Here is a 21298-nt window from a genome sequence, read left to right on the forward strand (position 1 = left end):
CTTTCAGGTAGAGTTTAAAGTTAAAATTTTAGTTAGTTAGTCGGTATAAACATTACAATTTAGGAGCAGCATTATTGTCGCACTCGGTTAATTTTGCTGACAGGGCATCGAGGTGTCGCAGCCACTGAATGCCGCCAACCCAACTGCGAGAGGGAAGGTGTCCGATTGGTGCTTGCTGACTAAATTTAATCTGCCCTAAAGTAGTAGCAGAATTGTAGGTTTGCCAGTTGACCCGATCGCAAAATCTGATATAGTCTCCCTTAACGCTTTCATAAATCTGCTTTTGGACGCTGAAGCCAAACCGACCTTGACTGTAGCGCAACCAAAGGCGATCGAGTGTTTGCAAATCTTCGCACGGTAGCTGGTAAATTTGGCTAATTTCTATGTGAGTTCCCGGTTCCTGGGAAATAGATTGACACATCAGACCCCAAGTTTCGCGATCGGCTTCTTTCCACTTTTTGTTAGACAAAAAATCGCGCAGTTTGGTATAATCAACTCCCCGTGCAGAAATTAGGGTTGGCTTGATATTTGAAGTATTTGAAGTAACAGATAAGGAAAAATCTGCTGCACAATCGGCGACGGCATTGGTCGGTAAAATAGGAGAATCAGGAGTTTGTAGGACGCTGATCTCGGTTGAGTTGTCGCTATTATCGAGAGCAGGAGCGATCGGCTTTTTGGACGAAAGCAAATTTTGATGGCGAATATCTAAAGCTGCTTGGATATCTTGCAAAACTTCCGTAGCAAAACTGTACCGCTGAGTGAGACGAGTTTGCAGCAATTTATCTAAAATTTCACCTAACTCGTCGCTAAGACTCGTGGCTTTGGGGAGAAACTCGCGCCACCACCAGCGCTCGTTGTCGCAGTCGTACATATCCAAGGGAGGAACTTGCGTCATTAGGCGAACGCAAGTAACACCTAAACTGTAAAGGTCGCTAGCAGGAAATACTTTGCCGCGCATTTGTTCGGGAGCTACATAATCTTGACTGCCAATGAGCGTTGCTGGACTAAGCATGGCTGAATCAGTCAGCAGTTTGGCAATGCCGAAATCGATCAATACGAGTTTGTTGTCCGACTGGCGGCGGATAATATTTTCGGGTTTGATGTCGCGGTGAATGACGCGCTTGTCGTGGATAAATTGCAGCACCGGCAATAAGTCTTGCAGCAGTTGCCAAATTTGCTCTTCATCGTATACACTCTTGTCTAATTCTTGTTTAAGAGTCGATCCTTCTATAAACTCTTGAACTAAATAAATATGACCTTCTTGTTCAAAGCAGGCTAATAATGTGGGGATTTGCGGGTGTTTTCCGAGTTCGTCTAAACGGACGCCTTCTTGCCGAAATAATTCAACGGCTTTGTTGAAAATTTCGGGGTCGCGGTCGTAAAAATAAAATTGCTTGACTGCACAGCGGGGTAGAGATGGGATGTCTTCATCAATTGCTAAGAAAGTTTTACCAAATCCGCCTCTACCTAAAAGTTCAATCGGGCGATATCGCTGTCTCAGCAACAGGTTAAAGCCGCAGTTTAAGCAAAATTTTGCGGTGTTGGAGTTTTGAGGATTTTGGCATTCAGGGTTGACACAGTAGCTCATATTGATTTTAGATTTTATATTGCGGACAAGACTTTTTTTTAAACGAACCGCGAAGACGCGAAGCTGCGCCAAGGAAGAGGGAAGAGAGAAGAGAGAGAAGAAGGATGGTTGATAACTCATGCAGTGTAGAATAAGCTGTCCCGCTTCTTGCGTTGTATTTTTCGGGCGGGCGGGACACCCCACAAGCATTTCATCTGAGATGTTGCACCATTCTCAATAAGGCTTTTAGGGGCAGGATGCCCAACCCCTACTCCCCACAAGAAATTCATTCTTTGTGGAACAGGCATCTTGCCTGTTATTAAAAATGGTGCCAGAGGTGAGTTTTATCAAACAGGACTGTAAAATGTAGATGCGCCTGGGCTGATAAGGCTATTTTAATGCGCTAGATCGAATCGGGAGGCTGCCAAAGCTACCGAACCCAGACCGCATGACTGCTGGGGGCGAGATAATTGCCGATCGCACAGGCCGATCGCCCAGGCCGAAAATTGTGCTAAACTCCTACTGTGCTGGGAATTTAAGGCACAATCGATCTGTCTGGTTCAGGGACGCTCAGAAATATTTCAAAATATTTTTGCCTTACCCCTAGACTTGTGCTGAGATCTGATGCTATAGTTAAAACTGATACGGCGAGCGTAGCCAAGTGGTTAAGGCAGTGGTTTGTGGTACCACCATTCGTGGGTTCAAGTCCCATCGTTCGCCCTTTTGATTCTAAACTGTTTAATACGATCGCCCGTCGCCTGTACGGTAATTTGCGATGGTCGTAGGGTGTGAATTGCACACCTTAATTTTTTTTTGGATGTAGCGGTTCTGTCGGCACAAGTTCCGATGTGCTAATCTTAAATCCAATCTAAAATCTAAAATCTAAAATCAAAATATGCCATCTTTAGTAACAGAAGATTGGGGATATAAATTTAGTGGCGATCGCACAATTAATAAGTTTATTCGGGATATAGAAGGAGAAGCGGCTTTAGGGAAATATTGCGATTGGGAATGCAAAGAACGTGCGGAAATTCTGATGTCGGAGATTGCTGGCAAATCCCACAATCTTTTCTACGTGCGTCGCCAAAAGGTAAATGAGAGATTTTCGGAAGAAGAAATCTGGGAATTGTTGCTTGCTACGGATGGAGATGATTTTGAATTACCCCAATTGTTGCAAAAAGCCGATCGCACTTTGCGGTTGTTAGCAACTGTACGCTGTGAAGACGGAATCGGCGGTTTAAAACTGCTGGATGCTGGTTTGGTGGCGGTTCCCAGAGGAAGGAAAGATGGGTATGCTTTGCCGGTTCAGTTGCGACTTTTGGCTAACAGTCGTAGCGTAGCGGGGCGTCAGCCATCGCCAATTCCTGTAAAGTCGATCGCCCGCGTCCAACAAATGCCTTTTTGGGACGACAGACACATACCGACTACCGAACAACTAAAAGTTTGGCATACTTTTTTAAATGTAGAAAAACGCATCGCGGAAGCGCGTCAATTTTGCGTGCCTTTCCGAGGACACAATTACGGTTCCGGCTTCAAAATCGTCACTTTTGAAATCGATCGTAATTCCGCAACTCTTGATGGCTATGATGAAAATTACTTAGAATTGAGCGACTTCCGCGAAAGGCTGAAAAAAGCCAGAAATGAAGAAATTATCCTGTTTGATTCGCCGCCAGGAAGCAGAAGCAGCCGCGATGGAGAGACATTGGGTAGCATCGCAGAAATTGACTTTGAACATGGTAAATTACGCATTAAGTTAGATGTTGATTTAGGATCTCGCATGGCGGGCGGCCGATATCTTCTGCCCAAACAAGGATTCTTATATTTTGAGGCGGCGGGCGATATCAGTCAGATCGAACGCAAGAAAAAAGCTTTAAAAATGCTGACAGACGGGCGCGCTCAAAATCCCTATTTGAGTGAGTTTTTATTCGATGCTTCTCAGGCGAGACTGCCTGAAAAACTGATTAAATTGGATCGGGAAAACTTATTAAATCGCAATGCTAATGACGACCAACTTGCCGCCGTAGAAACGGTGCTTTCGGCGCGGGATTTAATTTTGATTCAAGGCCCGCCGGGAACTGGCAAAACGACTGTGATTGCAGAGATTTGCTATCAAATTGCCAGTCAGGGCGGCAAAACGCTCATTGCTTCGCAAGCAAATTTGGCTGTAGACAATGCTTTGAGTCGGTTAGTACACAATCCGGCGATTCGGGCTTTGCGGAAGGGAAAAGCTCATAAGGTGCAGGAAGAAGGGCAGCCGTTTTTAGAGGAAAATGCGATCGGCACTTGGCTGCAAAATACGGCGATTGACTGCGAACAAAAGCTCTCGCAGCGCCTGACTAATGTCAAATCTTTGCGGCAGTTGGTGGCAGAATCAGAACGATTTACCGCCTACTGGGCCGCTGAGAAAGATTTTTTTAATGAACTAAAACACCTGCACGACAGTCAAGCAAATATTGAGGAAAAGTGCAAGCAGCAAGCAGCAGCTTATGAAGAGATTTTAACCACAAAAAGCGATATTGAATCTCTAGTTAGCGGGCTAGAAAATTTGCTGGATGCGCCGAATATCAACTGGGAATCTCCAGAAGTTGCCGAGTTTATGCCTAGACTAAAACCTTATTCAGAAGGCAATGTTTTAGTAGAAAACTTTATGGCAAATGTTCGCATTGCCACCAGCTATGCTACTCAAATTGGCTTCGATCGCCCTGCTTGCGGCGCGTTTGGGATTGCGGTTTGGTTGCAGGAAACTGTAGCAGGGCAAATATCGGAATTTAAGACGGCATTCGATCGCGCTGATGATGTTTGTCACGCTATGTCGGCGGTTGCGGAGTCGTTGCGGGTGTCGCGGCAGATGTCGGAGGCTGTGAATCAACTCGAATTGGGCGATCGGCAAAATCAGACACACCGCCACAATCTCGAACAGAAAATCAAGAATTTGGAATTGCGAAAAGCGGAAATTGCAGCCGTTGTCGTCGCCGTTGCACAGTGGATCGAGACAGCGGATACGGGACTTTATGAAGTCGTGAAAACTTGCTGGGAAACGGGCGCAATGCTCACGGATGATATGGTAGGATTGCCACCAGGATTGCTGAAAATTGCCCGATCGCTCAAATTGCCGATCGTGCCACCCAAATGCAAAATCAATTTGCCCGATTTGGAGCGCTTGCAAAAGGCGATATCCCACGAAGAAAGCGCAGGTTTTAAGGACATACAAGGGCAACAGTTCCGGTTTAGCGAGTTTCTGCACCTAAATTTGAGTCAAACGCCGATCGTGCTCTCTGCGGGCGATCGTACACAGTGGCAACAACTCGCCAAAGACTTTGCCAGCTACTCCCAAGTCAGCCAAAGTCAGCGCAAATTTATCATCGAAAAAGCCGCCACTTTCTTAGGTAGCATTCAACAATTTTATAGTGAATCATTGCACCCAAATCATATCCAGGCTACCTTCGATCGCCTAGTCAAAGAATTGCTGCACAGTATCCTCGCAAATGCCCGTCAGTGCGTGGTTCCCCTGAAAACCGAAACCGAACAGCAGCTTATCAAACAGCAACAATTATTAGATAAAATCGGTCAAACCTTAAACCAGCAGCAAATATCCGCAGCTAAACTTCAGGTAGAAACAGCGCAGCAAGAGGCAAACTTAAAAATTAGCGAAGTTACTAATTTGTTGCAAGCAATTGTCCAACAGCCAAATGTACCTGAAAAATTGCGGATTTTAACCGAACAATATCTCGCCCAAAAATCGAATATTTGGGAGCAGCCGCAGCAGTTTGTCAAGCAAGTTGATGCTTGGAAAGCAAGCACGCTTCAGCTTGAAAAATCCATTGCCGATCTAGACCCTTTTGGGGTTTTGGAAACCATCAAAAACACTCTTGACGAGCATTTATCCCCGCTACAAACTGCGGCTGCAACTTTGCAGCAACAACTCACCGAACTTCAAACAGAATTGAGCGAAATTACCGCTCAACTGCAACAGCAGCAACCGACAGCAGCATTACTGGTGGAAAGAAATTGGTGGGAGTCAGCATGGCAAACTATCCCGACTCAATATCAGCCAGAAGTTCCGAATACAGGATTATTCACCGTAGCTTTTTTAAACAAAATTAAGCGTTTATTCAAAACTTGGGAGCGGAAATTAGAACAAGAAGAAACAGCCCTAAATCGTTCTCAAAATTTTGTGACAGATTGGATTCAAAAACTTCGCAATCCATCAGAAAAAGACCGCAACGATTTAAAGCAAATTTATATTGACAATGCCAACGTCATCGGCATTACTTGCGTGCAAGCTGCTAGCTTCGATTTTACTAAAAACTTTCCCAGCTTTGATGCAGTTATCATTGACGAAGTTAGCAAATGCACTCCCCCAGAGTTATTAATTCCCGCTTTGAAAGGCAGAAAGTTAGTATTAGTGGGCGATCACAGACAATTGCCGCCGATGTTTAATCAAAGTACGATCGATGATATTGCCGAAGACATCGGCTGTACTGGAGACGAACTTAGCTTCATAAAAGAATCGCTGTTCAAAGTTTTGTTTGAAAATGCCAGCGACAGCATCAAAAAAATGCTGACAACTCAGTATCGAATGCACCCACAAATCATGGGCGCAATCAATCAGTTTTACCAGCAAAAACTCAACTGTGGCATTCAGGAAGCTGACACCAAGCGCGCCCACAACCTCGCAGGTAGAATCATTTCAGAAAATAATCACATTCTGTGGGTGAAAACGCCCATCGGACAAGGATTTGAAGAGGAAAAACAGGGTACTTCGCGGTTGAATGTCAAGGAGATTGATGCGATCGAGCGTTTGTGCGAACAAATGGAGACAGCTTGGCAGCCCAAAGTTGCCGACGGTGAACCACCGAAAGAAATCGGAATTATCACTTTTTATGCGGCTCAATTAAATGCAATTAAAGACAGAATCGAAGGCGAAAGATTCCCTGCTTTGAGCATCCGCACTGGTACGGTTGACATATTTCAAGGCATGGAAAGACCTGTAATTATTGTCAGCACCGTGTGCAATAATGTTAGGGGCGATATTGGATTTGCTAAAGAACCGGAACGGGTGAATGTGGCATTTTCCCGCGCTCAAGAATTGCTGGTAGTTGTCGGCTGCCACGATTTATTTACCCAACAAACAGGTACGGTCGGAAAAATGTATCAGGAAGTTTCAAAAACGGTGCGTCACTGCGGAGGTTTTGTAGATGTTTCTAGCGTCCTCAACTAAACCAATAGACTCGAATTTAAGTTCGCTAGCCGAACAGATTGAGCAACAAAATCCGGGTTTGTCAGTGTTGGCGGCGCGTCAATTCCGCTTTGCAATCCGCCAAACTCCGCTGGAGGTGGCGGTTAGCGAACCGCGCGAGTTTAACGTGTTGGAAGAGTTCATTTTGCGGGCGGGTGTTGAGTTTGAACCTGCGCCAACTTTGAAGGAATTGGCGGATGTGCTGGGGTTGGACGAGATTTTTGTGAAGACTACGGCGGCGACTCTGGTTAGTTTGGAAAGCTTGGAGGTGGCTGAAAATGGAAAAATTGCGATCGCCCCGCAAGGTAGAGATTTTTTCGAGAAAGGTGCCGTTAGTCGATCGCAAATTCAATCAATTTATGCCATTTCCGATCCGCTGAATCAAACTCTTACTTTTAAATTTGATCCTTTAGCCGCAGAATCGGTCAACTTGCCAGATTTAGCCGATTTAGTCTCGCTCGAACATAAAATTACTGACCTTGCGGATTTAAGTATAGCAGAAATCCAGCCGTTAATTCAAGATTCCTGCTTAGGAATTCACGCCCCACAAAACGGCAAAATTGTCTCTGCTTGCGATGTCGTCGGCGACGATTTAGATATTTGGCAAACAGTTTCGATTTTTGTGTTGTTAGATGCGATCGAAAATAAAACTACTATGCAAGCCAGACAGGGAAAACAAATATTAGAAACAGCATCAAACTTGCTAAACGAACTTGAATCACAACAAAAACTTTCCTTGAACGACTTGTGTAAAGTAAGCCCAGACATCGCACAGCAAGAATCCGAAACCATCCCCGTCCAGAAAACTCCTAAAAAACCCTCTAAGAAGAAACGGAAGGAAACGATATGATGAGGACTAAAGTCCTGATTGCGAACAGGTTTGTAGTAAGGACTAAAGTCCTGATTAACTGATACCTTGCACCATTCTCAATTACTTGTTTAGGAACGGGCAAGATGCCCGTTCCATAAGAAAATCAAGTTTTGTGGAACGGGCATCTTGCCCGTTCTTGACAAGAGTACAACATATAACTATTAACCCAAAAATGAGGTAATTGTGCAATATACTCAGATTCCCAACTTCTGGAAGAAGTCGGGGATATAATTGGCCCTACTCAGCCTTAACGGATTTCAGCATCCGCAAAGTAGTCGCCGCCGCGTAATTCCGCTTTGCAGAATCATGGAAAGCAAACCGATCGCCAATTTCGTTAAGAGCAGAAGCAACAGAACAATAAGAAGACATTTGAGCAAAAATAGAAGCAGCCCAATAATTCTGAGTGTCTGAAAAAGTTTTAGACGGTTCTTTAGCAACTAAATCCCGGTTCATTCCCCGGGCAGAGAAACCAAATTCCGCCGCTCTACGGAGCACCGCCATCAATTCAGCGCGAGTGACGAACTGCGTAGGTTTAAAAGTTCCATCTTGATAACCGCTAACTATCTTGTTTTCCCGCGCAAATAGAACTTTTCAGGCACTCCAGCGGACAATATCAACATCGCTATAGGGACGGATATAAACATTGCTAGGAAATGTGATATAGCATCTTGTATTCCTTTCCAGGATTCCAATACTAAAGATACCAATTGCTCTCTGGTGACAGCAAGTTGCGGTCGAAAGGTATTATTTTGAGAAAACCGGGCTACAAACCCAAAGCCCACAGCTTCTTTAGTTTCGGAAGCGTAGATATCATCCATAGCTATCTCCGAATTGTAGAAAAGCCAGTATTGCCTACGGTATTGGTATTTCCTGCGGTATTGGTATTTCCTGCGGTATTGGCTGCGGTGATGGCTGCGGTATTAGCTGCGGTGATGGCGGCGGTATTGGTATTGGTATTGGCTGCGGTGTTGGCTGCGGTATTGCTTCGGTATTGCCTCCGGTATTGCCTCCGGTATTGCCAATTTCTTCCGGTGCGGATTGATTGGTAGTGAAATAAAAGTGACCTAATGTGCGGCCTTGATAAGCTCTTTTACTCAATCGCCAAGCAGGATCGAGAGTGATTTTCATGAAGTCGTTAACATCGCCGTTTGTGCGACCGATAATCACCGATTTACCTTGGTAATCTACCGGAGTTCCAATTAGTAGAACATTGCCATCAACAGTTTCCAAAGTTAGCGTGTATTTTAATGCTAAATCGGTGCCTGCCATGCGAATTGAAAAGCCGTTGCTGTCTGTTGCGCGGCCACAAATACCGGTGAAATCAAAACTAACTAATAAGGGATCGACTTTCACGGGATTAGAGCCACTTTCGCTCCAGCATTTTCGCTTGTCAGATACTTGTTCTAGAATTAGCAATTGGTAGCCGCCGGAAGGGCGGGGTTGGGCGATGACAATTACTCGGTCTTGGTTAATGTCGGTTTCGTCAAAAGTAAATGCTTTAGCCGAACCGATCGCGCCAAGTGTTAAAATTGCTGAACCTGCCAGTGCGGCTAGTGTTCGTGCCAATGAATGTTTCATGATTTTTCCCTATTGGCTCCTTATTGTGATGAGACTTATCTAGAATATAAAAAATTCGCCCTCTTCCAACAACAAGATAGAATTTTACCATCTCTTGTTCCGGTGGTACCAAGTGCGATCGATCCGCGATCGTCACCTTGGTTCGTAGTGAGAACTAAAGTCCGAGCGAATTTTTATCAGGACTTGAGTCCTCACTACAAAGTTATAACCGTTATTTTACCGAGGAACTTGATAAGCTGTTCGGCCTCTAAATTCTATTTTCCGGGCGGGCGGGACGCCCACTCCACAATAATTTAAGGGAAGTTGACAGTAAAATTGGCATGAGCCTGGGCTTATTACTTGCGGGAAACGAGCGCACTATTCACAAAAAAAACGGTGCGTTACACTTGGTTAACGCACCCTAAAACAAACATTCAAAAAGTGTCTTTGCCCTCTAGCGGAACATACTGCTAACAGAACTATCTTCGTGAATCCGCCAAATAGTTTCTCCGAGCAAATTGGCTACCGAAAGCACCGTCAACTGCTTAAAACGGTTCTCTTCAGGCACAGGAATTGTATTCGTAACAATTACCTCTTCCAAAATCCCGCTAGACAAGCGCTCGATCGCCGGAGGCGAAAACACCGCATGAGTAGCACAAGCATAAACCTGCCTCGCACCCTCGCGGCGCAACAATCTCGCACCTTCAGAAATCGTGCCGGCAGTATCGATCATGTCATCCACCAACACAGCAGTTTTGCCCCTGACATCACCGATAAGATTCATCACTTCTGCCACGTTGTGAGCTTGGCGGCGCTTGTCAATAATTGCCAGGGGAGCATCACCAAGCTTTTTGGCAAAAGCTCTCGCCCTAGCGACTCCGCCAACATCCGGCGAAACCACAACAATATCCGTCAATTGCTTGCTCGCCAGGTAATCCAAAAGCACCGGCGAACCGTAAACGTGATCGAAAGGAATGTCAAAATAACCTTGAATCTGAGCTGAGTGTAAATCCATCGCCAAAATGCGACCGGCCCCAGCTTCCGTAATCAAATTAGCCACTAATTTTGCAGTAATCGACTCTCTTCCGGCCGTTTTGCGGTCAGCCCTAGCATATCCGTAATAGGGGATGACGGCAGTAATTTGTCTGGCCGAAGCGCGGCGACAAGCATCGATCATAATTAACAATTCCATGAGGCGATCGTTTACCGGACAGCAAGTTGGCTGAATCAAGTAAACATCGCAACCCCGAATTGATTCTTGAATTTGAACGTAGAGTTCCCCATCAGCAAACCGCTTGCGAACCATCGGCCCCAAATCGATCCCCAGATAGCGAGCCACCTCTTGGGCGAGAGGAACATTAGCAGAACCGGAGAACAGCCGCAGACGGTCATGAGCGGAAACCGGCGGCTCGGGAAGCGGAAGCGGTAAAGTAGCAGAACGGATCACAGCAGGCCTCTTGCAGGACGTTTATTCCATCGCTATCTTACCATCTGAAACTAGAAATATTCAGCCAATTTTTTAATAGATTTAACATTCGGGGCGGCCACAAGTGTGAAGTTAGGCGAATTGAATAGGACTTGCAGAAATATGTCCAACAAATCCGGTTTCTACCCCACATTCGGTACCCTTAACGGTCACAATCGGTTTTTACTTATTTTTATCCAGCCATAAAACTATGAATTATACTTGAATACCGTACATTAACGGATAAAAAACTTTTTAAAGGCATAATATATTACTGTAAAGATAGAGTTTTCTGCGTAATTATGCTGTGTGACACCCCAGGGTGTGGAATGTGAGTTGTAGCGAACTCTGTACAGGCAGAAGTACGATCGCAACGATCGCACTTGTGTCCCTGCGTCTAAAAGTTCTGGCGTGAGTCAATTTGGGGCCGAGGCTGGAAGTCTAGCCGCCCAAAATTCAGCCGAAGGCCGAAGGCATCCGGGTTCAATGCGATAAAAATGCCACCAACAGGCAATAAACTTGAAAAATACTGTAAAAAAAGTTAAGAATCGGAAGCATACTCCAGATTTTTGATATCGGGCAAAGCAAGGTAGAAATCGATGAGCTTAAGAGAACGCATTGACGAAGAAATCAAAGCAGCCATGAAGTCCAAGGACAAAGTTCGCTTGGAAACAGTTCGCGGCATCAAGAAATTTATTCTCGAAAAAGAAGTCAGCCTTCGTCCCTCCGGCCAAGAGACGCTGACAGAAGCTCAAGAAATGGAAATTTTGATGCAAATAGCCAAACAGCGCCGGGATTCGATCGAACAATACCGCAAAGGTGGCCGCGAAGATTTAGTGGCACAAGAGGAGGCGGAGTTGGCAATTGTTGAAGAGTATTTGCCGCCGCAGATGTCAGACGAAGAGGTGAGTCAAGTCGTTGACGAAGTGATTGCTTCGGTTGGCGCTACTTCTGCAAAAGATATGGGCAAGGTGATGGGCAAGGCAATGCAGCAGCTTAAAGGCAAAGCAGACGGTAACAGAATTCAAGACATGGTGAAAGCAAAGCTTAACAGTTGACAGTTGACAGTTGACAGTTGACAGTTGGCAGTTGACAGCAGTCAGTAGTCAGTAGACATCTCCCATAAATAATCTCAAGCTTTATAGAGATGTATGGCTTAGGCCGAGGGGCGACAATTTATTAGGGCTCAGGCCAAAAAACCCGGTTTCTACGAAAAATCGTGCATTTCTCCCTTGAGATATTGACGCAGAAACCGGGTTTTCGAGCGGATTGGCGGGTTGCAATCTGTGTATTTTCGTGAAAAAACCCGGTTTCTGAGCATCCTTGCGTCCAAGAATGTCAAAAAAATGTAAAATACTAACTTTGGTCGGGACTGGGGACTACAGATAGTGAAGTATGCTCAAGAGCATTAAAGACATAGCATTACTAAGTCTGTGAGCGATCGTCTATTTTTTAACAGTTTTTACTTAAACTTATGCAGCCACCTATTGCTATTGGAACTCTCCTACAAAACCGCTACCGCTTGGTGAATATTTTAGGTCAAGGAGGATTTGGCCGGACTTATTTAGTAGAAGATTTGGGACGGTTTCAAGAACGCTGCGCCCTGAAGGAATTGATCCCAGTGCAAAGCGGGCCTTACGTTTTGGAAAAATCGAAGGAATTGTTTCAAAGAGAGGCGGCAATACTTTACCAAATTGGGCACCCGCAAATTCCCCAGTTTCGGGCAATATTTGAAGAGAACCAGCGTTTGTTTTTAGTGCAGGATTACGTGGAAGGGATGACTTACCGCGAACTGCTGCTCGATCGAACTTCAAATGGTCGCAGATTCACCGAAGCCGAAGTCTTGGTATTTATCCGGCAAATGCTGCCGGTACTCGCTCACATCCACGCCCGCGGCATCATCCACCGCGACATCTCCCCTGAAAATATCATCCGCAGGGAAAACGACCAAATGCCGGTGCTGATTGACTTTGGAGTCGTGAAGGAACTCGCCACCAAAGTCCAGTCTCCCGAAGGAACAGCCCACGCGACAACAGTCGGTAAAATCGGCTACGCGCCGATGGAACAGTTGCACAGCGGGCGAGCAACAGCCAGCAGCGACCTCTACGCTTTAGCTGTAACGGCGCTCGTCTTGCTGACAGGCAAAGAACCGCAGGAATTGCTCGATCAAACAACGCTGCAGTGGAATTGGCAGCAGCAAGTGCAGGTGAGCACGGGTTTGGCTTTGGTGCTGAATCGGATGTTGAGCCGGTCTCCGGGCGATCGATATCAATCTGTCAGCGAAGTTGCCCAAGCACTCGACGCCCAAACTAATCCTAAGCCCAGCCAGCCAACTGTACCGCCCGCGCCAGCAGTGGTGCCGACAAACCCTTCGCTAATAGCAACGGTGGCCGTGGGCAGACCGCCCGAGCCAGCCGCCCCGAGTTCCCCCCCGCCAAACCAGCCAGACCCGTTAAGTGAGCCTGCTGGCGACACTTTTTGGGACAATCCCATCGCTGCGATCGGTCTGCTGGCGGGCTTAGTAATCTTGACTGGCTTCGGTTCCTGGGCCTTAGTCGGCTCATTTCTCAACAATTCGCGCCCCAAACCCACTCCGACACCGCCAGCACTTACAAGTCCGACGCCGACACTAACTCCGATACCAAACCCGCTACCTTTGCCAACCCCAACCCCGCAACCTTTGCCAACCCCAACCCCGCAACCTTTGCCGGAACCGAGCCCAGAACCTTTGCCGGAACCAACCCTAGAACCTTTGTCGGAACCGAGCCCAGAACCTTTGCCGGAACCGGACCCAGAACCTTTGCCGGAACCAAGCCCAGAACCTTTGCCGGAACCAAGCCCAGAACCAAGCCCAGCGCCAACTCCGACACCAAAACCGACGCCCGCGCCGACTCCCGCGCCCAAACCGACGCCCAAACCGACGCCCGCACCAACTCCCGCACCCAAACCGACGCCTGCGCCGTCGCCAACACCCGCACCAACACCCGCGCCAACTCCTGCACCGTCGCCGGAACCGGCCCCAACACCCGCACCATCGCCGGAACCGGCCCCAACACCCGCACCGTCACCGGAACCGGCCCCAACTCCTGCACCGTCGCCGGAACCAGAATCGGAACCCGCGCCGGAACCGGAACCCGCACCAACACCCGCACCATCGCCAGAACTCTAAACTTCTGGCAAAATTCCCCTAGACTGAGGTTGAGGCCAATTATTTGTTAGCTATTTGCCAATGAACTCGCTGCTAATTGCTGGAACTGATACCGACGCGGGCAAAACTGTTTTGACCAGCGCTCTGGCTGCTTATTGGCAAATGTATTTTCCCGATCGCAGTTTGGGAATTATGAAGCTGTTGCAAACAGGAACGGGCGATCGCGAACTCTACACCCGTTTGTTTTCCCTCGACCAATCCCCCGAAGAACTCAATCCGCTGCACTTTGATACGCCTCTAGCACCGCCGATTGCTGCGGAACGGGAGGGGAGACGTATCGAACTCGAAAAGGTTTGGACGGCGTGGCAAAGCCTCTCGCAGCGCAAGGATTTTGTGTTGGTGGAATCTTTGGGAGGGCTGGGATCGCCTGTAACGTGGGAACTGACGGTGGCCGATATTGCCAGGGATTGGCGGCTGAGGGGGGTTTTAGTAGTACCTGTGAGGTTGGGGGCGATCGGGCAAGCTGTAGCGAATGTTGCTCTTGCCAGACACAGTGGTTTTAAGCTGAGAGGAATTGTGCTCAATTGCGTTAAAGCTTATTCGGAACAAGAAATTGCCGATCTAGCGCCCGTTGATTTGATCCAGTCGCTGACTCAAATACCTGTGTTGGGTATTTTGCCGCATTTAGATGACCCGAGTGACCTTGCTAAATTAGCTAAAATTGCTTCAGATTTAGATTTAGAGCGGTTACTGCCAGGGGTTAATTTAGTTGATCAGACTTCTAAATAACCCTATTCTAAACACCTCTCTTTCTCTTTCTTCTCTTCCTCTGCGTACTCTGCGCCCTCTGCGGTTCATAAAAAAAAATCTCCTGCACAACTGGGATAGGATTGAAGAAGATTTTCTTTTAACCGCAGAGAGCGCAGAGAGCGCAGAGAAAGAGCAGAGAGAGTTTCACAACTTATTCTGGGCTGCTATAATTAGTGATTACCATTTATTAAGTGATTAAATCTAAAACCTAATCAAAAAAAAGGAGAATAAAACATGGTTTCTACTTTACCAAATTTAACCTCTGTCGATTTATCTCAATTGCGGCTGGACATTAGAAATTTGCAGCCTCAGCTAGTCGAATGGCGTCGCCTTTTGCACCAAAAGCCGGAGTTGAGTTTTGATGAAAATTTAACGGCGCAGTTTGTCTCGCAAAAGTTGCAGGAATGGGGCATAGATCATGAAACTAATATTGCTAAAACTGGTATTGTCGCCACTATAGACAGCGGCAAACCAGGGCGGGTTTTGGCAATTCGCGCGGATATGGATGCTTTGCCGATTCAAGAAGAAAATGAGGTGGATTATCGATCGCAGCATGATGGAATTATGCACGCTTGCGGCCACGACGGCCACACTGCGATCGCCCTTGGTACTGTTTGTTATCTGGCCAAGCACAAACACAGCTTTTCGGGTAAAGTAAAATTTATATTTCAGCCCGCCGAAGAAGGGCCAGGGGGCGCAAAACCGATGATTGAAGCGGGAGTTTTGAAGAATCCTGATGTTGATGCGATCGTGGGCTTGCATTTGTGGAACAATCTACCTTTGGGTACTGTAGGCGTCCGCAGCGGCGCTTTGATGGCGGCTGTAGAAGTTTTTGAGTGCACGATTTTTGGCAAAGGTGGACACGGCGCAATGCCACATCAGACTGTGGACTCGATCGTAGTTACAGCCCAAATTGTCAGTGCATTGCAGGCAATCGTCGCGCGGAATATTGACCCGATCGACTCAGCGGTAGTAACTGTCGGCAAATTCCACGCAGGCCACACCCACAACGTCATTGCCGATACCGCTCAAATCGGTGGCACGGTGCGCTATTTCAATCCTGCATATCAAGGTTATTTTGCACAGCGAATCGAGCAAGTAATTGCCGGAATTTGTCAGAGTCACGGGGCTAATTACCAATTAGATTATTGTTCGCTTTATCCGCCAGTTATTAATGATTCGAGAATAGCTGAATTGGTGCGCGGCGTGGCAGAATCAGTTGTCGAAACTCCTGCAGGAATCGTTCCCGAATGCCAAACAATGGGCGGCGAGGATATGTCGTTCTTTTTGCAAGAAGTCCCCGGTTGCTATTTCTTTTTAGGTTCAGCAAATCCAGAGAAAAACTTAGCTTACCCGCACCATCACCCGCGTTTTGATTTTGATGAAACTGCGCTAGGGATGGGTGTAGAAATGTTTGTGCGGTGTGTGGAAAATTTTTGCGGTTAGCTTTATATGTCGGAGGGTGCGCAGTGCGCACCTTACCGCTATCTAATTATCGAGTTTGAAAGATATTCTGCACCATTTTCTTATCTATACTCGCCGCCGCCTTATCCAATTCTGCAATCTCCCCGGAGTCTAACTCCCAGCCCAAAGCACCAATATTATCCCTCGCCTGTTCCACAGATTTAGCCCCCGGAATCGGAATAGTTTCTTTACAGATGCACCAGTTGATGGCTACCTGCGAAACACTCTTGTTCCTGAATGCCGCTATTTCTCGCAAACACTCCAAAAGCGATCGCATTCCCGGAAGTAGCTGCTTGCACGCCAAACCTCGGATACCTTTAGGAAGAGAGCCATTTTCCGAGTATTTACCTGTCAGCAAACCCAAGGCTAGAGGACTGTAAGCAATCAATTTTATACCCAATTCATCGCAAACATCTTTCAATCCGAGTTCTGTTACCGGATAGGTGGAGAGTAGCGAATATTGCACTTGTAAAGTAACAATAGGAATTTGGCGATCGCTAAATTTCCGATGCACCCATTTCAGCCGTTTCGGCCCGTAATTAGACAAGCCCACTCCCTTGACCAATCCTTGCTCGTAAAGGTCAGCCAAACCGTCTAAAAGAGCCCCCTCTTGCCAAGGAGCGTAATTGGCTGTAGACCAGTGCATTTGCACCAAATCTACATTTTTTCCGAGGCGCCCAGCAGAGGCTTTGCAAGCCGATATCATTGATTGTCGCGTCAGCCTCCAAGGATAAGCAGCCAGTTTTGTCGCAATACAAATACTGTCTTTATTTGCACCTTGATATTGTTGAGAAAACTGCCCCAAAAGCTGCTCGCTGCGTCCGTTTAATTTGCCTGTTCCGTAAGAGTCGCCGGTATCGAATAAAGTGACGCCGTTACTAACACAAAGATTGAAAACGGCTTGCAATTCCTCGTCCATACTTTCATTGTAGCCCCAGAGCAATCGGTTGCCCCAAGCCCAAGTGCCGCAGCCCATTTTGGGCAGTAATTTTTTTTGCTTTGTTTGCATTTTTATTGATGGTAGTTGTTGGTAATACGGATAGTTTATAGGAACATAACTCGGTATTCCCTAGCCTCCAGTATAGCTGTTTCATTCTGCCACGGGCCGCCAGGGACTCAAGTCCCTGTCTAATAGCATAAGTCGGTTAAAACCGACTCAAATAGTAATCTCCATTTTTTAAATTAGAGTTACACATATATTCTGCGCTAACTCTATACAAAAACAGCTTTGATAGAATTGCTACAGTCGTCTTTAGACGACTTCAGCTATGAAACAGGGGTTTAAACCCCTGTTGGACGGTCGGACTAATGGCACGCCCTACAAAATTACCAATGACTGATGACTCTTTAATTCTTTTACGTGGTGGGCGAGGGTGAAGGTGCGGTGTTTTTAATAGGTTGCTCTGGCTTAGCTTTCGGGTCGGGTTTGGGTGGCGCAGGTGGAGGAAAATTCGCCGCGCGTCTGGGTATTTGTAGCGCTGTTCGGAATGCAGAAGACGGGAAGAAAGCACTAAATTGAGAAAGTCGATCGGCGATGGGTTCTGGCGCATATTCCCACAAGCTTTCGTAGTAGAAGAAAGCGACGCCTAAGCCGTATCCTTGGACTGCTTGCACCTGAGATTTAATTTGCTGAATCGGTACTGGGTTATTTCTCAAACCTGTCATAATCCCAACTCCGGTGGGAATTTTTTGCTGTGCTTCTTGCATTTCTGGACGGTTAATCTTGTCCACAAATGATTCTAGATTGGGACGGTACACTTGCACGATTAGCTCGTCGGCAATATCCAAACGCACCCAAGCCAGCCAATCTTGCAGGTGATGTTTGTAAGCAAAATCGTAGTAATTGGGAGAAATCGAGAAAATTGCATTGGGTTTGACTGCTTTGACGGCTTGATTTAGCTGCGACATAAAAGCGGTAATTTTATTTGCTCGCCACTGCACCCATGCTGGATTTTGAAAATCTTTTGGCGGAGCTTTTTTTGTTTCTTTGGTATACAAAGCAACTGTGTAGTCATCGTAGCCAAATTCGGCAGGCAAACTCATGTGATCGTCAAATTGTATGCCGTCTGCGTTATATTGAGTGGTGATTTCTAGTACGAGTTCGGTAATGAATTGCTGGACTTCTGGATGAAAGGGATTGAGCCAAACTACTTCGCCGCCGGCGTCGTTTGAGGTTTGGCTGCCGTCCTGTTTTTGTGTCAGCCACTCGGGATGAAGTGTGGCTAATTCTGATGTGGGAGGAGCCATGAAACCAAACTCAAACCAAGGAATCACTAACAGGCCTTGGCGGTGAGCTTGCTCGATTAAATCGGCGAGCATATCTTGTCCATCTAACCCTCTGTAAACAAAGGGTTGAATGTCTCTTTGCTGCGCTACATAGCTGGGATACATTGCATAGCCAGAATTCCAGGCTACAGGATAAATTGTGTTGAAATTTAACCGCTTTAATTGGCTGACAGCATCTCCTAGTTTGCGACGATCTCTGAGGATGTCTTTGTCGTTTGTCGTCATCCAAACGCCGCGAATTTCCTGGCGGGGTTGCTGGGCGATCGCCGGAATTAAGTTGTTCGCCAGCAATACTATAATGAATGAGAGGGCAAACAGAAGCGGGAAAAGAGTTTTAATCGATCGCTGCCAACTGCGCGGAATGATGCGTAATGTCATAGTTTTGAATGGTGAGTTAGCTATTGAAACACACCCCGGCATAATTTGGTGATAAAATTTGCTCGCTCTACAGTCTACAGCCATTTGCACTGAATGTGGAATAGGTTAAGCGAAATGGGTGGATGGATGTAATGCGATGGCAACTGAGCTAAGTATAATCTCTGAGACAGAGGGTAAGTGACAGCATTCTGTCTAACTGCTGGGAAATCAATTACGCACTGCAAGCTTTCCTTACCGGATAGTGCGGCCCCAGGAGTGCAAGTGCTGTACAATATCGGTGCTGGAACATTTCGATCGAACATCTGTAATTGTGAAACATTTAGTGTTAATTGGCGGCGGTCACAGCCATGCTATCGTATTAAAAATGTTCGGTATCAAACCGCTGCCTGGAGTGCGTTTGACTCTGATTAGCGACGTGCTGCACGCGCCTTATTCCGGGATGTTGCCGGGGCACGTTGCCGGGTTTTACGATTATGATGAATGTCACATCGATTTGCGCTCGCTCGCTGAATTTGCCGGATGTCAAATATTAATCGACCGGGCGATCGCGATCGACTTTAACAAAAACTTAGTTATTTGTCAAACTCGCCCTCCGGTTAATTTTGACTTGCTTTCTGTGGATATAGGCAGCACTCCTGCGACTTTATCTGTACCGGGTGCCGCAGAATATGCAATTGCAGCTAAACCCGTACCGGAGTTTTTAGCTAGCTGGAATCAGTTAATTTCCGAAAGGCAAAACTATCCCCAAAAACCGCTGCGGATAGCGATTGTAGGTGGCGGTGCAGGCGGCGTAGAATTAGCATTAAATATGCAATCTCGATTGGGGAAGGAAGAAGGAAGAGGGAAGAAGGAAGAGGGAAGAAGGAAGAGGGAAGAAAATTTATCATCAGAAATTCATTTGTTTCACAGCGGTGCTGAATTAATGCCTGCACATAACCATCAAGTGCGTCGCCGCATTCAAGAAATTCTCATCAGTCGCGGCATTCAATTGCATTTAAAGGAAAAAGTCTGTACTGTAAAAAAGATTGAGAGGGAAACCACTCTTCAATTCCCTATCGATTACCAAATTTCCTGTAAATCAGGTTTAGAATTAGACTGCGATCGCATTTTTTGGGTGACACAAGCATCGGCAGCCCATTGGATCGGAGAATCCGGTTTAGCAGCCGATTCAAACGGCTTTATCCAAGTCAACGATTGCCTGCAATCAGTCTCTCACCCCAACGTATTTGCGGCTGGAGATATCGCTGCGATGGTTAATTATCCCCGTCCCAAAGCAGGCGTGTTTGCCGTGCGTCAGGGCAAACCGCTGTTTGAAAATTTGCAGCAGTTTTTATTGGAAAAACCGCTGAAACCCTTTGCACCGCAGAAACAATACTTAGGGTTAATTGGTACTGGGAATAAAAGGGCGATCGCATCTCGCGGATCTTTCATGTGGGAATCGGCGCTGCTGTGGTACTGGAAAGATTGGATCGATCGCCAATTTATGCAAAAATTTAGCAATCTGCCCAAAACCCGCAATACCAAATAGCAATACATTCAGATATTCTCCTCTCTTCCTCTGCCTCAACAGCGTCAATAGCGGTAAATAAAAAAAGTCTTATTCAAAAACCCTTTAAGCTTGCTATAGTAATATCAGAAGTAAGAAAAACTAACTATGTTCAGAAAAATTGGATTTTGGGTGATTTGGATTGCATTTACCACCTACGCCTTTGTATTTGCACCACCCGACAGCCCAGAACAAACCATCACACTAATTACCAATCTTTCCACAGGCAAAATAGCAGACATCAACCCTTTAATTGTAGCGTTGTTCAACCTCATGGGAGTCTGGCCGCTCATCTACAGTTGTGTCTTATTTGCTGACGGCAGGGGCCAAAAAATACCTGCATGGCTATTTGCCACTTTATCCTTTGGCGTCGGCGCCTTTGCCTTGCTGCCTTATTTAGCCCTGCGCGAACCTAATCCAGAATTTCGCGGTCATAAAAATATCTTTTTAAAGATATTAGACTCCCGTTTTACTGGAATTTTCTTAACATTAGCTGCTGTTGGTTTAGTTGCCTTTGGCTTGACAAAAGGCGATTGGTATGATTTTTTTACCCAGTGGCAAACCAACCGTTTTATCCACGTAATGAGTTTAGACTTTTGTATGCTTTGCCTACTATTTCCTGCCTTATTAGGAGACGATATGGCCCGCCGAGGAATGCAGAATTCTACAGCATTTTGGGCGGTAACATTAGTGCCGCTGTTCGGGCCGCTGGCTTATCTGTGCACGCGCAAATCGCTGCCGGAAACTAATACTGAAACTGTTACGAATTAGACAGCCGTGCAGGGAAGTTTCAGTGTAATGTAGGAATTAATCACAAGTAATCAGACAAGAAACAGGCAAGATGCCTGTTTCATAACAATAAGTAAGTTTTATTGTGGGTCGTTGCTCCTAGTTGCCCGCCCATGAAAAACTGATTACAAATAGTGCAAAATCTGAGTATTAATCTAAATAATTATCTCCCAACCTC

15 protein-coding genes and 1 tRNA gene are annotated in these 21298 nt (G+C 46.4%); 9 read left to right on the plus strand and 7 right to left on the minus strand.

What is annotated here, in order from left to right:
• Positions 1-52: 52 nt before the first annotated feature.
• Positions 53-1588, minus strand: a complete 1536-nt coding sequence (locus tag QUA57_RS09005; protein WP_333060411.1) for a serine/threonine-protein kinase — start codon at positions 1586-1588, stop codon at positions 53-55.
• A gap of 626 nt (positions 1589-2214) precedes the next feature.
• Here QUA57_RS09005 and QUA57_RS09010 point away from each other — a divergent pair.
• The 3 genes from QUA57_RS09010 to QUA57_RS09020 all read left to right on the plus strand — a co-directional run bounded on the left by QUA57_RS09010 (position 2215) and on the right by QUA57_RS09020 (position 7656).
• Positions 2215-2287 (plus strand) — tRNA-His (locus tag QUA57_RS09010).
• A 175-nt stretch (positions 2288-2462) separates the two neighbouring features.
• Positions 2463-6788 carry an AAA domain-containing protein gene (locus tag QUA57_RS09015; RefSeq protein ID WP_333060410.1) on the plus strand — a complete coding sequence of 1442 codons (4326 nt, stop codon included), beginning with the start codon at positions 2463-2465 and terminating at the stop codon, positions 6786-6788.
• Positions 6766-7656 (plus strand): hypothetical protein, encoded by an 891-nt coding sequence (locus tag QUA57_RS09020; RefSeq protein WP_333060409.1) that lies wholly within the window; start codon positions 6766-6768, stop codon positions 7654-7656. Before QUA57_RS09015 ends, QUA57_RS09020 begins: the two co-directional genes overlap by 23 nt.
• Before the next feature lie 258 nt (positions 7657-7914).
• Here QUA57_RS09020 and QUA57_RS09025 read toward each other — a convergent pair whose 3' ends face one another.
• The 4 genes from QUA57_RS09025 to QUA57_RS09040 all read right to left on the minus strand — a co-directional run bounded on the left by QUA57_RS09025 (position 7915) and on the right by QUA57_RS09040 (position 10681).
• Positions 7915-8130, minus strand: a complete 216-nt coding sequence (locus tag QUA57_RS09025; protein WP_333060408.1) for a hypothetical protein — start codon at positions 8128-8130, stop codon at positions 7915-7917.
• A gap of 107 nt (positions 8131-8237) precedes the next feature.
• On the minus strand, positions 8238-8495 hold the full coding sequence (locus tag QUA57_RS09030; protein ID WP_333060407.1) for a hypothetical protein: 258 nt from the start codon (positions 8493-8495) through the stop codon (positions 8238-8240).
• 34 nt (positions 8496-8529) lie between these two features.
• Positions 8530-9255 carry a DUF3747 domain-containing protein gene (locus QUA57_RS09035; RefSeq protein WP_333060406.1) on the minus strand — a complete coding sequence of 242 codons (726 nt, stop codon included), beginning with the start codon at positions 9253-9255 and terminating at the stop codon, positions 8530-8532.
• 433 nt (positions 9256-9688) lie between these two features.
• A complete protein-coding gene (locus QUA57_RS09040; protein WP_190734335.1) occupies positions 9689-10681 on the minus strand; it encodes a ribose-phosphate pyrophosphokinase in 993 nt (330 codons plus the stop codon).
• Positions 10682-11298: 617 nt separating this feature from the next.
• Between QUA57_RS09040 and QUA57_RS09045 the strand changes: the two genes are divergently transcribed.
• The 4 genes from QUA57_RS09045 (at position 11299) to QUA57_RS09060 (ending at position 16103) form a co-directional block, all read left to right on the plus strand.
• The gene (locus QUA57_RS09045) at positions 11299-11757 is read left to right on the plus strand and encodes a GatB/YqeY domain-containing protein (protein ID WP_006635515.1); all 459 of its coding nucleotides are present in this window, start codon (positions 11299-11301) and stop codon (positions 11755-11757) included.
• A gap of 416 nt (positions 11758-12173) precedes the next feature.
• Positions 12174-13868 carry a serine/threonine-protein kinase gene (locus QUA57_RS09050; RefSeq protein WP_333060405.1) on the plus strand — a complete coding sequence of 565 codons (1695 nt, stop codon included), beginning with the start codon at positions 12174-12176 and terminating at the stop codon, positions 13866-13868.
• A 60-nt stretch (positions 13869-13928) separates the two neighbouring features.
• Positions 13929-14636 carry a dethiobiotin synthase gene (gene bioD / locus QUA57_RS09055; RefSeq protein ID WP_333060404.1) on the plus strand — a complete coding sequence of 236 codons (708 nt, stop codon included), beginning with the start codon at positions 13929-13931 and terminating at the stop codon, positions 14634-14636.
• A gap of 255 nt (positions 14637-14891) precedes the next feature.
• Positions 14892-16103 (plus strand): M20 family metallopeptidase, encoded by a 1212-nt coding sequence (locus tag QUA57_RS09060; protein ID WP_333060403.1) that lies wholly within the window; start codon positions 14892-14894, stop codon positions 16101-16103.
• 46 nt (positions 16104-16149) lie between these two features.
• On the opposite strand, the gene QUA57_RS09065 is transcribed toward QUA57_RS09060, so the two are convergent.
• Both QUA57_RS09065 and QUA57_RS09070 read right to left on the minus strand, forming a co-directional pair.
• A complete protein-coding gene (locus QUA57_RS09065) occupies positions 16150-17130 on the minus strand; it encodes an aldo/keto reductase (RefSeq protein ID WP_333060402.1) in 981 nt (326 codons plus the stop codon).
• A 347-nt stretch (positions 17131-17477) separates the two neighbouring features.
• Positions 17478-18869: a glycoside hydrolase family 10 protein gene (locus QUA57_RS09070; RefSeq protein ID WP_333060401.1), complete on the minus strand. Its 1392-nt coding sequence runs from the start codon at positions 18867-18869 to the stop codon at positions 17478-17480.
• Positions 18870-19095: 226 nt separating this feature from the next.
• Between QUA57_RS09070 and QUA57_RS09075 the strand changes: the two genes are divergently transcribed.
• Positions 19096-20313, plus strand: a complete 1218-nt coding sequence (locus tag QUA57_RS09075) for an FAD-dependent oxidoreductase (RefSeq protein ID WP_333060400.1) — start codon at positions 19096-19098, stop codon at positions 20311-20313.
• Positions 20314-20439: 126 nt separating this feature from the next.
• Positions 20440-21102 (plus strand): DUF2834 domain-containing protein, encoded by a 663-nt coding sequence (locus tag QUA57_RS09080; protein ID WP_333060399.1) that lies wholly within the window; start codon positions 20440-20442, stop codon positions 21100-21102.
• The last annotated feature ends 196 nt before the right edge of the window (positions 21103-21298 follow it).

Origin of the sequence: Microcoleus sp. Pol7_B2 (assembly GCF_036701035.1) — a bacterium.
Classification (GTDB): domain Bacteria; phylum Cyanobacteriota; class Cyanobacteriia; order Cyanobacteriales; family Microcoleaceae; genus Microcoleus.

Excerpts from the sequence above, each read along its gene's own strand:
- QUA57_RS09025 (WP_333060408.1), bottom strand. The coding sequence starts at position 8,130 with ATGAACCGGGATTTAGTTGCTAAAGAACCGTCTAAAACTTTTTCAGAC.
- QUA57_RS09070 (WP_333060401.1), bottom strand. The coding sequence starts at position 18,869 with ATGGCTGTAGACTGTAGAGCGAGCAAATTTTATCACCAAATTATGCCG.
- QUA57_RS09050 (WP_333060405.1), top strand. The coding sequence starts at position 12,174 with ATGCAGCCACCTATTGCTATTGGAACTCTCCTACAAAACCGCTACCGC.
- QUA57_RS09065 (WP_333060402.1), bottom strand. The coding sequence starts at position 17,130 with ATGCAAACAAAGCAAAAAAAATTACTGCCCAAAATGGGCTGCGGCACT.
- QUA57_RS09080 (WP_333060399.1), top strand. The coding sequence starts at position 20,440 with ATGTTCAGAAAAATTGGATTTTGGGTGATTTGGATTGCATTTACCACC.
- QUA57_RS09020 (WP_333060409.1), top strand. The coding sequence starts at position 6,766 with ATGTTTCTAGCGTCCTCAACTAAACCAATAGACTCGAATTTAAGTTCG.
- QUA57_RS09015 (WP_333060410.1), top strand. The coding sequence starts at position 2,463 with ATGCCATCTTTAGTAACAGAAGATTGGGGATATAAATTTAGTGGCGAT.
- bioD (WP_333060404.1), top strand. The coding sequence starts at position 13,929 with ATGAACTCGCTGCTAATTGCTGGAACTGATACCGACGCGGGCAAAACT.
- QUA57_RS09005 (WP_333060411.1), bottom strand. The coding sequence starts at position 1,588 with ATGAGCTACTGTGTCAACCCTGAATGCCAAAATCCTCAAAACTCCAAC.
- QUA57_RS09045 (WP_006635515.1), top strand. The coding sequence starts at position 11,299 with ATGAGCTTAAGAGAACGCATTGACGAAGAAATCAAAGCAGCCATGAAG.
- QUA57_RS09030 (WP_333060407.1), bottom strand. The coding sequence starts at position 8,495 with ATGGATGATATCTACGCTTCCGAAACTAAAGAAGCTGTGGGCTTTGGG.
- QUA57_RS09035 (WP_333060406.1), bottom strand. The coding sequence starts at position 9,255 with ATGAAACATTCATTGGCACGAACACTAGCCGCACTGGCAGGTTCAGCA.
- QUA57_RS09060 (WP_333060403.1), top strand. The coding sequence starts at position 14,892 with ATGGTTTCTACTTTACCAAATTTAACCTCTGTCGATTTATCTCAATTG.